The 13,102-nt window shown below is 71.8% G+C and carries 13 protein-coding genes; 10 read left to right on the forward strand and 3 right to left on the reverse strand.

From position 1 onward, the window contains the following. Positions 1 to 70 precede the first annotated feature (70 nt). The gene (locus tag ACIBHY_RS04750; RefSeq protein WP_397306245.1) at positions 71 to 1,222 is read right to left on the reverse strand and encodes a kynureninase; all 1,152 of its coding nucleotides are present in this window, start codon (positions 1,220 to 1,222) and stop codon (positions 71 to 73) included. 99 nt (positions 1,223 to 1,321) lie between these two features. Between ACIBHY_RS04750 and ACIBHY_RS04755 the strand changes: the two genes are divergently transcribed. Beyond that, positions 1,322 to 2,086 carry an IclR family transcriptional regulator gene (locus ACIBHY_RS04755; RefSeq protein WP_397255943.1) on the forward strand — a complete coding sequence of 255 codons (765 nt, stop codon included), beginning with the start codon at positions 1,322 to 1,324 and terminating at the stop codon, positions 2,084 to 2,086. Between the two features lie 7 nt (positions 2,087 to 2,093). Here the strand turns inward: ACIBHY_RS04755 and ACIBHY_RS04760 are convergent, their stop codons facing one another. After that, positions 2,094 to 3,416, reverse strand: coding sequence for an MFS transporter (locus ACIBHY_RS04760; protein WP_397305976.1), 1,323 nt, complete (start codon positions 3,414 to 3,416; stop codon positions 2,094 to 2,096). Between the two features lie 77 nt (positions 3,417 to 3,493). On the opposite strand from ACIBHY_RS04760, the gene ACIBHY_RS04765 reads away from it, so the two are divergent. From ACIBHY_RS04765 to ACIBHY_RS04790, 6 genes are all read left to right on the forward strand, one after another. Then, positions 3,494 to 4,081 carry a TetR/AcrR family transcriptional regulator gene (locus ACIBHY_RS04765; RefSeq protein WP_397305977.1) on the forward strand — a complete coding sequence of 196 codons (588 nt, stop codon included), beginning with the start codon at positions 3,494 to 3,496 and terminating at the stop codon, positions 4,079 to 4,081. A 44-nt stretch (positions 4,082 to 4,125) separates the two neighbouring features. Then, on the forward strand, positions 4,126 to 5,121 hold the full coding sequence (locus ACIBHY_RS04770; protein ID WP_397305978.1) for a C39 family peptidase: 996 nt from the start codon (positions 4,126 to 4,128) through the stop codon (positions 5,119 to 5,121). A 4-nt stretch (positions 5,122 to 5,125) separates the two neighbouring features. After that, entirely contained in the window at positions 5,126 to 6,979 is a 1,854-nt protein-coding gene (locus ACIBHY_RS04775) for a prolyl oligopeptidase family serine peptidase (RefSeq protein ID WP_397255935.1), read from the forward strand. After that, positions 6,976 to 8,244 carry a M20/M25/M40 family metallo-hydrolase gene (locus tag ACIBHY_RS04780; protein ID WP_397305979.1) on the forward strand — a complete coding sequence of 423 codons (1,269 nt, stop codon included), beginning with the start codon at positions 6,976 to 6,978 and terminating at the stop codon, positions 8,242 to 8,244. The genes ACIBHY_RS04775 and ACIBHY_RS04780 overlap by 4 nt, the downstream gene beginning before the upstream one ends. A gap of 90 nt (positions 8,245 to 8,334) precedes the next feature. Then, on the forward strand, positions 8,335 to 9,072 hold the full coding sequence (locus ACIBHY_RS04785) for a lytic polysaccharide monooxygenase (RefSeq protein WP_397255931.1): 738 nt from the start codon (positions 8,335 to 8,337) through the stop codon (positions 9,070 to 9,072). A 128-nt stretch (positions 9,073 to 9,200) separates the two neighbouring features. Next, positions 9,201 to 9,419, forward strand: a complete 219-nt coding sequence (locus ACIBHY_RS04790; protein ID WP_397255929.1) for a hypothetical protein — start codon at positions 9,201 to 9,203, stop codon at positions 9,417 to 9,419. Positions 9,420 to 9,422: 3 nt separating this feature from the next. Here the strand turns inward: ACIBHY_RS04790 and ACIBHY_RS04795 are convergent, their stop codons facing one another. Next, complete coding sequence (locus ACIBHY_RS04795; protein WP_397305980.1) at positions 9,423 to 10,052, reverse strand: TetR/AcrR family transcriptional regulator; 630 nt, start codon at positions 10,050 to 10,052, stop codon at positions 9,423 to 9,425. Between the two features lie 89 nt (positions 10,053 to 10,141). On the opposite strand from ACIBHY_RS04795, the gene ACIBHY_RS04800 reads away from it, so the two are divergent. The 3 genes from ACIBHY_RS04800 (at position 10,142) to ACIBHY_RS04810 (ending at position 13,102) form a co-directional block, all read left to right on the forward strand. After that, the gene (locus ACIBHY_RS04800) at positions 10,142 to 11,392 is read left to right on the forward strand and encodes an FAD-dependent oxidoreductase (protein WP_397305981.1); all 1,251 of its coding nucleotides are present in this window, start codon (positions 10,142 to 10,144) and stop codon (positions 11,390 to 11,392) included. Further along, entirely contained in the window at positions 11,385 to 11,744 is a 360-nt protein-coding gene (locus tag ACIBHY_RS04805; RefSeq protein ID WP_397305982.1) for a hypothetical protein, read from the forward strand. The genes ACIBHY_RS04800 and ACIBHY_RS04805 overlap by 8 nt, the downstream gene beginning before the upstream one ends. Positions 11,745 to 11,887: 143 nt before the next feature. Further along, a complete protein-coding gene (locus ACIBHY_RS04810) occupies positions 11,888 to 13,102 on the forward strand; it encodes an ammonium transporter (protein ID WP_397255922.1) in 1,215 nt (404 codons plus the stop codon).

Raw genomic sequence — 13,102 nt, forward strand, 5'->3', positions numbered from 1 at the left:
AAGAGTGCCGATCACCGCTCATGTTCCCAAGAGCCGGTTCCACCGCGCGGAACCGGCCGCGCGGCGTGCGTCAGGTGACGGCAAGGCGGACCGCGTACCTCTCCTCGCGCCACACTTCCTTCTCCAGCACCTCGGCCACGGTCTGGGCGGCGTTACAGACGTCCACGTAGCGGGTGTACAGAGGGGCGAAGCCGAAGCGCAGGATGTCGGGGGCGCGGAAGTCGCCGTGCACGCCGTGGTCGATGAGCGCGCGCATCACCGGGTAGCCGTCGTGGTGGTAGAAGCTCACCTGGCTGCCGCGGCGCTCGGGGTCGCGCGGGGAGGCCAGCTCCAGCCTGTCGCCGACCAGGTCGATGAAGAGCGAGGTCAGCGCCATGCTCTTGGCGCGGACCTGGTCGAGGTCGACTCGTTCCCACATGTCCAGCGCCGCCTCCAGCGCGGCGAACGACAGCACGTGCGGGGTGCTGACCGTGAAGCGCCGGATGCCGTCGGCCCGCCGGAAGCCGGGTTCGAACGCGAACGGCTCGGCGTGGCCGTACCAGCCGGACAGGACGTTCTCCGCGACGGCCTGGTGGCGTGGATGGACGCGGAGGAAGGCGGGGGCGCCGGGGCCGCCGTTGAGGTACTTGTAGGTGCAGCCGACGGCGAAGTCGGCGGCCGAGACGTCCACGCGCAGCGCGCCGACGCTGTGGCAGACGTCCCAGATCATCAGCGCGCCCGCCTCCTGGACGCGGGCGGTGACCTCGGGCACGTCGTAGCGGGCGCCGGTGCGGTAGTCCACCTCCGACAGCAGGACGGCTGCGGCGTCGTCGAAGCGGCCCTCACCGATGTCGCGCAGCTCCCCGAGGCCCTCGATCATGTAGTTGTCGGTGGGGAAGTTGCCGCGGTCCACGACGATCACGTCACGGCCGGGGCGCAGGCGCATGGCGGCGTTGACGGCCTGGTAGACGGCGATGGAGGTGGTGTTGCCCGCCACGACCTCGCCGGGTCCGGCGCCGATCAGCGGGGCCAGGCGGTCGCCGGTGGTCAGGGGCTGGGCGTACCAGCCCGCCTCGTTCCAGCCGCCGACGAGGTGGCGGCCCCACTCGTCCTCGACGGCCTGCCGCACGCGCTCGGCCGCGGTACGCGGCGGCGCCCCCAGCGAGTTGCCGACCAGGTAGATCTCGTCCTCCGGCAGCGCGAACTCGTCCCGGAACGCGCGCAGCGGGTCTTCTTGGTCCATGGCCAGGCAGGCCAGGCGATCAACCACTGGTCAGCTCCTCAATAAATGCACATTTAACGCCTATGTTGGTATAGAACCCCTGGTGGGCGATAGACAAGAATGCGTTCCGTGACACGGAACCCGGACCGTCTCTCGATGCTGGAGAAATCCTGGCTCGTGCTGGACGCCTTCCGCCCCACCGGCGGCCCGCTGCGCCTCATCGAGGTCGCCGAGCGCTGCCAGCTCCCCAAGACCACCGCCTACCGGCTCCTCACCGACCTGACCGCCATCGGCGCCGTCGAGCGCCGCGAGCGCGGTTACGTCCTGGGGCGGCGGCTGTTCGAGCTGGGCAGTACGGTTCCGCTGGAGCGCGACCTGCGGCACGCGGCGCTGCCGTTCATGCACGACCTGTACGAAGCCACGCGCGAGACCATCCACCTCGGGGTCCGCGACGGACTCGACGTCGTCTACGTCGAGAAGCTGCGGGCGCACGAGTCGCTCGCGCTGCCCTCGCGCGTCGGTGGCCGCCTGCCCCTGAACTGCACCGGAGTGGGAAAGGCGCTGCTGGCCTACTCCTCGCAGGGCCTCATCGACGAGGTGCTCGCCCGGCCCCTGCGCCGGCTCACCGCGCACTCCATCGTGGACGCCAAGCGGCTGGAGGAGGCGATCGGCCAGATCCAGGTGGCCGGGCTCGCCTATGAGCGGGAGGAGGCGCAGATCGGCGGCGCCTGCATCGCCGCGCCCATCTTCCGCGAGGGCACGGTCGTGGCCGCGCTCTCGGTGTCGGTCCCGCTGTCGCGCTTCCACCCGACACGCCTGGCCCCCGCGGTCAAGACCGCCGCCCTGGGCGTCTCCCGGGCTCTGACCCGCTCCACCCTCCGCTGACCCTCCCCTACGGCGAGCGGGTGACCGGGGCGCCGGTCACGAGGTCCTGGGGGCGGACCAGCACCAGCGCGATGACCGCCGTCACGACCGACAGCGCCGCGGCCGTGTACATGACCAGGGAGGCGCCGCCAGCGGCGTAGGGAATGCCGAGCAGGCCCACACCGGCCGCCGCCCCGATGGCCAGCATGGTGTTGACCATGCCGGAGGCCATCCCGGCCCGCTCCTTCTCCACCACGTTGACCGCGAGCGTGGTCTTGGGCGTCGCGGCCAGGCCGCCGCCCACGCCCCACAGGATCAGGCCTGGCAGGAAGTCCCAGGCACTCGCGGCCGGTGCGAAGGTCATGGCCATGTGGACGCCGCCGAGCCCCAGGACGGCCGACCCCCCGGCGATGAGGAACGACGGAGAGAACCGGGCCAGAAGCTTGCCCGCCAGCAGGCCGGTGAGCAGCTGGGGGATGAGGATGGCGGCCATGAGCAGGCCGGTGGCCAGCGGGGTGAGGCCGAGCTCGCGTTCGAAGTACAGGACGTAGTAGACCGAGCTGCCGATCGTGGCCACCCGGGAGACGAACGCCAGCAGCGAGGCGGCCACGAACGTCGGGATGCGGAACAGCGACAGGTCGAGGACCGGGGCCACGGCCCGGCGTTCCACCAGGAGGAAGGCGGCCAGCAGGAGGACGGCGGCGGCTCCGTACCACCACTGGGCGAGGGTGAGGGCCAGGTTGGCCGCGGTGAGAAGGAGCAGCAGCAGCGCCGCGCCCGGCCAGTCGATCGGCGCGGTGCCGCGCGCGGCGTCGGCGGGCAGGACGCGGCGGCACAGGAACAGGGCCACGATGCCCACGGGCACGTTGACCAGGAACAACGCGCGCCAGTCCGACACGGCGAGCAGGATGCCGCCGAGCACCGGCGCGGCGGCCCCCGCGGCGCCGAGCGTGGTGCCCCAGACGGCGATGGCCATGTTGCGGCGCTGGCCCTCGTAGGTCTGCGCGAGCATCGGCAGCGCGTTGGCCATGATCAGCGCGGCCCCGGCGCCCTGGGCGAGCCTGGCCAGGTCCAGGGCGAGCGCCGACTGGGCCAGGCCGCAGGCCAGCGAGGACACGGTGAACACAGTGATGCCCGCCGTGAACATCGTGCGCCGGCCCAGCCGGTCCGACAGCGAGGCGGCGGGTTGCTGCAGGGCGCCGAAGGTGACGGTGTAGCCGATGATGATCCACTGCGCGGCCGCCAGCCCGCCGCCGAGGTCGGACTGGATGGCCGGCAGCGCGATGGAGACGATCGTGATGTCGATGACGAGCAATGCGGTCGCGGCGATCGTCATGATCAGGACGGCCAAGGGGAACTCCTTAGGGAAGGCTGCCCTCACCTTAAAGTCCACACGTGTGAACTTCAAGGCTGATAAGCTGCCGCCCGATGGAGCGCACCAGGAAGCGGCCCGAGTTCCGCAAGGGGCGGCCGACGCTCACCCGCGAGGCCATCGGGCGCGCGGTGCTCGAACTCGGCGACGCGGAGCTGACCATGCGCGCGCTCGCCGCGCACCTGGAGGTCACGCCGCGGGCGCTGTACAAGTACGTGGCCGACCGCGACGACGCCGTACGCCTGGCCGCCGACCAGCTCCAGAGCCAATGGCTCCTGCCCGAGCTCGACCCGGCCCGGTGGCGCGACAGCCTGCGCGAGCTCTGCCTCGGCCTGCTCGACCTCTACCGGCGCCACCCGGCGGCGCTGCGCCTGGCCGAGACCACCGCGCTCGACGTGCACGAGAACACCCGGCGCTCCAACGAGGCCATGCTCGCCTTCTTCGCCGCGCTCGGCCTGCCGCCCCGCGACGCCCACCGCGCCTGGCGCCAGACGATCGCCGTCGTGGCCGGGCACAGCGAGATCGAGCGCTGGCGAGCCCGCGCCTCGGCCCACCGGGAGATGCCCTCGGAAGAGGACACCTTCGACGACGTCGTGGAGATGCTCGCCGCCTGGATCGCCGCCCTCGCCGCCACCAGTACGTAAACCTTCCGATGCGCTCCCCCCGGGCCGAAACCACAATGGTGCCGGTGCCCGTCTCCTACACCCGGCTCGCCCAAGGCCGCACCGCCTTCACCGAGCTGGGCTTCGCCGCGACCGAACTGGTGCCCTCGTGGACCGCGAGCGCCCCGGACGGCTCGTGGATCGAGGTCGCGCTGCAGGCCAGGCTGGTCTCCGGTGAGCCGACCAAGTGGTACGTGATGGGCCGATGGTCGGAGGAGCCCGGCCGTACGTCGGTGCCGGGCCAGGGCGACGAGCACGGCGACGTGGCCGTCGACACGTTCGTGGCGAAGGCGCCGGTGAGCGCCTGCCGGGTGCGCGTGGAAACGCACGGCGCGGGCGCGCGGGTCAGGTCGCTCGGCGTGCTGGCCTCGGCGATCCCGCACCGCCCGAGCGTGGCGCCCACCCCCGCGGGTACGGCCGCCGCCGTGGAACTCGACGTCCCCCGCTACTCCCAGCGCGAGCACACCGGCCACTACCCCGAATGGGACGGCGGCGGCGCCAACTGGTGCAGCCCCGCCTCGGTCGCCATGGTGCTGGCCTACTGGGGCAGCGGCCCGGAACCCGCCGACCTGTCGTGGGTCACCCCCGGCGACCCCTGCCCCGCCGTCGACCACGCCGCCCGCGGCATGTACGACCAGAGCTACCAGGGCACCGGGAACTGGCCCTTCAGCGTCGCCTACGCCGGCCGCTACGGCCTGGACGGCTTCGTCACCAGGCTCCGCTCGGCCCTGGAACTGGAGACGCTCGTCAGGGCCGGCGTCCCGGTGATCACGTCACTGTCGTTCAAGGAGCACGAGCTGCCCGGCTCGGGCTACTCCACCGGCGGCCACATCCTGGTCGTCGCCGGATTCACCGCCGCGGGCGACGTCGTCGTCAACGATCCCGCCGTGCCGGAGGTGCGCAGGATCTATCCGAGGGCGGCGTTCGAGAACGTCTGGCTCCGGAGCTCGGGCAGCGGCGGCATCGTCTACGTCCTGCACCCGCCCGGGCACGTGCTTCCCCCTTCCCACGGCAATTGGTGACCAGATGAGCATCAGCGCGATCGACGTGGCCAGAACCGACGGCGCCGCCCAGTGGGTGGAGGCCGTCCCGACGCCGGACGGCGTCGAGGTGTGGTGGGACGAGCCCCGCCCGCGGGAGGGCGGGCGCCGCTGCGTGGTGCGCCGCCTGCCGGACGGCTCGCGCCACGACGTCCTGCCGCGGGGGTGGAACGCCCGCAACCGGCTCATCGAGTACGGCGGGCGGTCCTGGCGCCCGCTGCCCGGCGGCGCCCTCGTCTTCACCCACTGGGCCGACCAGCGCCTGTACCTGCTCCACCCGGAGAAGGACCCGATCCCCCTGACGCCCGAGGGCCCCCACCACTACGGCGACCTCTACCTGCCGCCCGGCCGCGAGGAGGTCTGGGCGGTCAGGGAGACCAACGGCGCCGCCCGCGACCTGGTGGCGGTCCCGCTGGAGGGCGGCGAGCCGCGGGTGATCGTCAAAGCCCACCACTTCCTCATGAACGCCCGCCTGTCGCCGGACGGGCGGCACCTGTCCTGGATCGGCTGGGAACACCCCAGCATGCCCTGGGACGGCACCGAACTGTGCGTGGCCGAGCTCGACGGGGAGGGGGCGGCGGGGCCGTACCGGGTGGTCGCGGGCGGCGAGCGCGAATCGGTCGTGCAGGCCGAATGGCGCGACCCGGACACCCTCTACGCCGTCACCGACCCGACCGGCTGGTGGAACCTGCACGAGATCGCCCGCGACGGCTCCCGTTCGCGCAACCTGACGCCGGTGGAGCTGGAGTTCGGCAACGCGGTGTGGAAGCCGGGCGCCACGTGGTTCGCGGTGGCGGGGGAGGGACTGGTCGTCGTGTACGGCTCGCCCGACGATCGCCGGCTCGGGCTGCTCGACCCGGCCGGCGGCGCCATCCGCGACCTCGGCGGCGACGCCACCCACTGGGCCTCGACGGTGTCGGCGGCGGGCGGGATCGCGGCCGGGGTGGCGGCCTCGCCGTACACGCCGATGGAGGTGACGGCGGTCAGCCTCGCCGACGGCGCGCACACCGTCGTGTCGGCGCCCAAGCCGCTGCCTCCCCGCGAGCTGCTGCCCACGCCCGAGAGCGTCGTGATCGAGGGCGTGCGCGCCCACCTCTACCCGCCCGCGGCCGGCCCCGCCCCCTACGTCGTCTTCGTGCACGGCGGTCCGACCGGCATGCACCCGCTGATGCTCGACCTGGAGATCGCCTACTTCACCTCGCGCGGGCTGGGCGTGGCCGTGGTCAACTACGGGGGCTCGACCGGGTACGGCAGGGCCTACCGGGAGCGGCTGCGGCACCAGTGGGGCGTCGTGGACGTGCACGACTGCGCCAAGGTCGCGCGCGGCCTGGTCGAGCTGGGGCGCGCGGACGCGGCCAGGCTCGCCATCCGCGGCGGCAGCGCCGGCGGCTGGACCACCGTGGCCGCGCTGGTGCACAGCGACGTGTTCGCCGGCGGCGTGGCCCACTACGCGATCACCGACCCGGCGGCCTGGGCGGGCGAGACGCACGACTTCGAGTCGCGCTACCTGGACGGTCTCATCGGCCCGCTGCCCGAGACCGGGGAGCGCTACCGCGAGCGCTCGCCCCTGCTGCACGCCGGCCGCGCCTCGGGCCCGTGCCTGATGATGCACGGCCTGGAGGACAAGATCGTGGATGTGGGCCAGGCCGAGCGCTTCGTCGCCGAACTGGACAGGCACGGCAAAGAGTGGGCCTTGCTCACCTTCCCCGGCGAGCAGCACGGCTGGCGCCGGGAGGAGACTATCGTCGCGGCGCTCGAAGCCGAACTGGCCTTCTACGGCCGCATCTTCCACTTCGACACGCCGGAAGTGACCGCACTCGACCTTCGGGGGGCCAAGTGAAGAGCGTCGCCGAGATCTGCTCGGACCTGATCAGGTTCGACACCACCAACCCGGGCTCGGGCGAGCGCCCGGCCGCCGAGTACGTGGCCACGCTGCTGGAGGACGGCGGCATCGCCACGGAGGTGTTCGAGTCGGCGCCCAGGCGCACCACGGTCGTGGCGCGCATCGACGGGGACTCGCCCGACGCGCTGCTCATCCACGGCCATCTCGACGTCGTGCCCGCCGACCCCGCCGAATGGCGCATGCACCCCTTCTCCGGCGAGGTCACCGACGGCTGCGTCTACGGCCGCGGCGCCGTCGACATGAAGGGCTCCTGCTCGATGACGCTCGCCACCGTCCTCGGCATGGCCGCGCGCGGCGAGCGCCCCAGGCGCGACCTGGTCCTGGCCTTCCTCGCCGACGAGGAGGCCACCGGCGAGTACGGCTCGCGCCACGCCGTCACCGAGCACCGCGAGCTGTTCGACGGCGTCACCGAGGCGATCAGCGAGTCCGGCGGCTTCAGCGTCCCGGCCGGAGACGAGCGCGTCTACCCGGTCGCCGTGGGCGAGCGCGGCACCGCCTGGATGAAGCTCACCGCCCACGGAGTGGCCGGCCACGGCTCCCGCCCCGCGATCGACAACCCGGTCGCCACCCTCGTCCACGCCCTGTCGCGCGTGGCCGCCCACGAGTGGCCGGTACGCCTGACGCCGGCCGTGCAGGCCCTCATCCAGTCGTTGTCCGAGATCACCGGCGGCCCCGTCGACCTCGGCCGCCTGGACGAGGAGGCCGAGCGCCTGGGCGTGCTGGGCACCCTTTTCGAAGGCCAGATCCGCAACTCCGCGAACCCGACCATGCTGGACGCCGGCTACAAGGTCAACGTCGTCCCCTCCACCGCCTCCGCCCACGTGGACGGCCGCTACCTGCCCGGCCTGCAGGAGGAGTTCCTGGCCACCATCGACGACCTGCTCGGCCCCAAGATCACCCGGGAGTTCGTCAACCTGGAGGACGCTCCCGCCGCCCCCTACCCCTCGCCCTTCTTCGACGAGATGGCCGCCGCGCTCCTCGCCGAGGATCCGAAGGCCAGGCCCGTCCCGTACCTGATGAGCGGCGGCACCGACGCCAAGTCGTTCGCCAGGATCGGCATCGAGGGCTACGGGTTCGCGCCGCTGATGCTCCGTCCGGACCTGGACTACTTCGGCATGTTCCACGGCAAGGACGAGCGGGTGCCGGTGGAGGGCCTGGAGTTCGGCACCCGGGTGCTCACCCGGCTCCTGCGGGGAAACTGACCTTTCCCGACCAGAGACTTCACTAATAGGAAACTTTCCTTTTTTATGAAGGAGGAAGCATCCCCCTAGCCACCGTAGAGGAAGCATGACATGCGAAGGTTGATCACCTTCATTGCCATGGCGGTCGTCGCCACAACCACCGTTGTGTACAACGCCTCGCCCGCCTCCGCGCACGGCTTCATCACCAACCCGCCCAGCCGCCAGGCCAACTGCCACGCGGGCAAGGTCCCCAACTGCGGGCAGATCGTCTGGGAGCCGCAGAGCGTCGAAGGGCCCAAGGGCCAGCGCAACTGCCACGCCGGCGACGCCCGCTGGGCCCCGCTCAGCGACGACTCCAAGCCGTGGCCGGTCACGACCGTCACCAGCACGGTGAACTTCACGTGGTACATCCCGGTCCCGCACTCCACCAGCACCTGGGAGTACTACGTCGGCACCGAGCGGGTCGCGGTGTTCAACGACCGGGGCAGGCAGCCGCCGTCCACGCTCACCCACACCGTCGACCTCGGCAACCGGACCGGCCGCATCAAGCTGCTGGCCATCTGGAACATCGCCGACACCCAGATGGCCTTCTACAACTGCGTCGACCTCCAGATCGGCAGCGGCCCCGGCGAGCCCACCCCCACCCCGACTCCCACCGTGACCCCGACGGCCACCCCCACTCCGACGCCCACGGCCACCGGTCCCGCCGGGAGCTGGGCGGCGGGCACCTCCTACACCCCCGGCACGCGGGTGACCTACAACGGCGCCACCTACCAGTGCCTGCAGGCGCACACGGCGATTCCCGGCTGGGAGCCGCCGAACGTCCCCGCCCTCTGGCGCCGGACCTGACCTGACACCCGCCGGTGCCCGGTGAACCCGGGCACCGGCGGATGCCAGGGCACAGCGCTGGATCATGCAGCGGCTGCCAGGAAAGAGGAGGCTTCGGGGTGGAGAATGCGGAATGTAAACTGGTGGTCGTGACGCTGTCCGGCTGCAACGCCATCTGTCTCGGCGGGCCGTGCCATGGCGTGCTCGCCCACGTCGACCAGGACATCGGCGTCCTGGACATCCCCGTCCCGCCCGGCCGGCCGGGCGAGCCCGAGCGGCGTGCCGGGTACCGGATCACCCGCGAACGGGTGCGCTACTGGGGTCAGGCCGAGCCGTTCATCGCCCTGCACTGGGCGGGGCCGCCCTGATCTCTAGCCCCTGCCCGTGGCCAGGTCGGCCGTGATCCGGTCGGCGGTGATCGGCTCTCCGGGCAGCGGGGTCGCCTCCTGCGGGCGCAGGCCGTCCAGGAGGGTGGTCAGCATGCGTGCGCGTACCGCGTCGTTGAGCTGTCCGGAGATCGTCGGCAGCGGCCGGGTCAGGACGGCGAGGAACATCACCAGATCGGCCGCTCCCACGTCGTCGCGCAGCGCCCGTTCCGCGCGGGCCGCGGCGACCAGCGCCTCCAGCGCGTCCAGGAGTTCGGCGCGGGCCGTCTGGAACTGCGGGTCGGTCTCGACGTGGCCGCCGAGGATGGGCAGCATCGCCACGTCGCCCCGCTCGACCACCCGCGTGGCGAAGACCGTGAGCGCCCGCCGGGCGGTGGGCGCGGCGGCCAGGGTGCCGGCCGCCAGCGCGGCCATCTGGCCCATGTGGTCGAAGGCCACGCACCTGATCAGCTCCAGGCGGGTGGGGAAGTGCCGGTAGAGCGTGGCGTTGCCCACGCCGGCCCGTTCGGCGATCTGGTCGAGCGGAGCCTCCGGCCCCTGCTCCAGGAAGGCCAGGTGCGCGGCGCGCAGGATCTGCTCCCTGTTGCGCCTGGCATCGGCGCGTAGCTCTTTCACGGACCGCTCCCTAACCGTGGACACTCTCCCCGGTTATGTTACAGTCCGAGCTAACCGGGGAATTTATCCCCATTTAGTGAAGGAGTGAGATGGGATCCATCGCGAGAACCTCGCTCTCCTGCGTCGTGACCGGCGGCGGCCCCGCGGGCATGGTGCTCGGCCTGCTGCTGGCACGGTCGGGCGTGGAGGTGGCGGTGCTGGAGAAGTACCCCGACTTCCTGCGCGACTTCCGCGGCGACACGGTGCACGCCTCCACGCTCGGCCTGCTGGATCAGCTCGGCCTGGGCGAGCGCTTCGCCCGGCTGCCGCAGCAACGCGAACGCCGGCTGCGCATGCGCTTCGACGACGGCGCCGTCACCGAGGACTTCACCCGCCTGCCCGGCCGCCACCAGCACATCGCGCTGGTGCCCCAGTGGGACTTCCTCAACCTGCTCGCCGAAGCCGCCAGCGCCGCACCCGCCTTCCACCTCGCACAGAACGCCGAGGTGACCGACCTGATCACGACGGAGGGCCGGGTCGGCGGCGTGCGCTACCTGGACAAGGACACCGGCCTGACCCACCGCCTCGACGCGCCCCTGGTCGTGGCGGCCGACGGACGCCACTCCACCGTGCGCCGCCTGCTCGGGCTGCGTCCGCGCGCCGCCACCGCCCCGCACGACTGCCTGTACGTACGCGTCCCGCGCGCCGCCGGCGACCCGGACGGCACGATGCTGCGCTTCTCCTCCTCCGGCGGCCTCATCATGATCAACCGCGGTGACTACTGGCAGGTCGCGCTGCTGATCGGCAAGGGCACGGCCGACGCCGCACGGGCCGACGACGCCGCCTGGGTGCGCCGGACCATCGCGCGGCTGGCACCGTACACGCAGGACCGGATGGCCGCGCTCGACCCGCACGACATCGCGGCCCTGCAGATCCGCATCGACCGGCTGGACCGCTGGTGGGCGCCCGGCGCGCTGCTGATCGGCGACGCCGCGCACGCCATGTCCCCGATCGCCGGCGTCGGCATCAACCTGGCCATCCAGGACGCGGTCGCGACCGCCCGCATCCTGCTGCCCGCCCTGCGCCGCGGCCACGTCACCGACCGGGACCTGGCCCGTGTGCAACGGCGCCGCCAATGGCCGACCGTGCTCACCCAGCTCGCCCAGCGGCGGGCGCAGGAGAGCTTCGTGGCCGCCCGCATCGACGCCGCCGGCACCGGCGGGCCTCCGCTGCGCATCCCGCAACCCCTGCGCACGCTGCGGCACTGGCGCGGCTTCCCGCACCTGTTCGGGCGGATCGTCGCGTTCGGCCTGCGCCCCGAGCGGCTGACCGGGCCGCTGGAGCCGCTGAGCCATGCGTAGCCGGGTGTTCGTCACGCTCAACGCGCTCGCGACGCTGGTGACCCTCGCGGTCTCGGTCCTCGTGATCGCCGACCCCGGCCTCGCGCTGCCCGCGGGGACCGAGATCACGCCGGGGGTGGACACGTTCGCGCGGGCCTGCGCGGTCCGGTCGCTGGCGGTGGGCGGCGCGCTGCTGGTGTCACTGGCCCGTGGCGCGCGCGGTGCACTCACCGCGCTGCTGTGGGCGAGCGGGCTGACCCAGCTGGGCGACGCCGCGATCCACGCGCTGAACGGCAGCCCGGCCGTCGTGTCCGCCGGGGTGCTGGCGGCGGTGGCGTTCGGGTCGCTGTGGTGGCTGCACCGCGACTCGTAGGCCGAGCCGCCTTTTGCCTGCCATTCGGTAAAAGAATTGTCGCGATAATCAAGCCGTCCGCAGAAACAGTTCAGTGCGCGTTTTCGGTCGCCGGGCGGGGGTCATATTCCCTGGGCGGCCCGCGATTGAGAAGGAGCTCTCACATGGCGGATGGGTTGAATACCGGGGACTCCGCGTGGGTGCTGGTGAGTTTCGCGATGGTGCTTCTCATGACGCCTGGCCTCGCGCTCTTCTACGGGGGCATGGTCCGCGCGAAGAACGTCATCAGCGTGCTGTACATGAGCTTCGTCTCCATCGCCGTGGTGACGGTGATCTGGTTCCTGTACGGCTACGGCCTGGCGTTCGGCAGGGACCTGGGCGGGGCCGGGCTGATCGGCTGGGGCGACTGGGAGTTCTTCCAGATCAGCCCGTCCGTCCCCTACGGCAGAATCCCGCTCTACGTCTTCTCCCTCTTCCAGCTCGTCTTCGCGATCATCACACTCGCGCTGATCAGCGGCGCGGTGGCCAACCGGGTGCGGCTCGGACCGTGGATGGTCTTCGGCGTCGTCTGGATGACGCTGGTCTACGTGCCGATCGCGCATTGGGTCTTCTCCAAGGGCGGCTGGATCAACCGCTGGGGAGTGCTCGACTTCGCGGGGGGCCTGCTCGTCGAGCTGAATTCGGGGGTGGCGGGGCTGGCATTGGCATTGGTGCTCGGCCCGTCGCTGCGCTTTCGCCGGGAAGGGCCGCCGCAGCCGGAGAACATTCCGATGGTGATGACCGGCATGGGCCTGTTGTGGTTCGGCTGGTTCGGGTTCAACGGCGGGTCGGCGCTGACGGACGGCGCCCTGGCGGCCAACGCGGTGACGAACACGATGATGTGCGCCTGCGTGGCGATGATCGTCTGGATGCTCCTCGAACGCCGGCGTTTCGGCCGGTTCTCCCGGCTGGGCGGCACCACCGGCGCGCTCGCCGGCCTGGTCGCGATCACGCCGGCCTGCGGGTACGTCAACCTCTTCGGCGCGACGGTCATCGGGATCGTGGCCGCGGTGGTCTGCGCGTACGCCGTGGAGATCAAGACCACGGTCGGCTACGACGACACCCTGGACGTCGTGGGCATTCACGGAGCGGGCGGCATCGTCGGCCTCGTGCTGCTCGGCTTCTTCGCCACCGGCCAGTACGGGAGCCCGATCGCCGGATTGTTCTTCGGTGGTTCGATCGCCTTGCTCGGCAAGCAGATCGTCGCCATTCTCGCCGTCGGCGCCTATTCCTTCGTGCTGACGTTTCTCATCGGCAAGGCCGTGGACCGCCTTTTCCGCCTCCGCGCCAGCGCGAGCGAGCAGGCCGAGGGCCTCGACAGCGAACTCCGCATGGGCTGA

Source organism: Nonomuraea sp. NPDC050547, assembly GCF_044457345.1.
In the GTDB taxonomy this organism is placed as follows: domain Bacteria; phylum Actinomycetota; class Actinomycetes; order Streptosporangiales; family Streptosporangiaceae; genus Nonomuraea.

Excerpts from the sequence above, each read along its gene's own strand:
- ACIBHY_RS04750 (WP_397306245.1), bottom strand. The coding sequence starts at position 1,222 with ATGGACCAAGAAGACCCGCTGCGCGCGTTCCGGGACGAGTTCGCGCTG.
- ACIBHY_RS04755 (WP_397255943.1), top strand. The coding sequence starts at position 1,322 with ATGCGTTCCGTGACACGGAACCCGGACCGTCTCTCGATGCTGGAGAAA.
- ACIBHY_RS04765 (WP_397305977.1), top strand. The coding sequence starts at position 3,494 with ATGGAGCGCACCAGGAAGCGGCCCGAGTTCCGCAAGGGGCGGCCGACG.
- ACIBHY_RS04775 (WP_397255935.1), top strand. The coding sequence starts at position 5,126 with ATGAGCATCAGCGCGATCGACGTGGCCAGAACCGACGGCGCCGCCCAG.
- ACIBHY_RS04785 (WP_397255931.1), top strand. The coding sequence starts at position 8,335 with ATGCGAAGGTTGATCACCTTCATTGCCATGGCGGTCGTCGCCACAACC.
- ACIBHY_RS04800 (WP_397305981.1), top strand. The coding sequence starts at position 10,142 with ATGGGATCCATCGCGAGAACCTCGCTCTCCTGCGTCGTGACCGGCGGC.
- ACIBHY_RS04805 (WP_397305982.1), top strand. The coding sequence starts at position 11,385 with ATGCGTAGCCGGGTGTTCGTCACGCTCAACGCGCTCGCGACGCTGGTG.
- ACIBHY_RS04810 (WP_397255922.1), top strand. The coding sequence starts at position 11,888 with ATGGCGGATGGGTTGAATACCGGGGACTCCGCGTGGGTGCTGGTGAGT.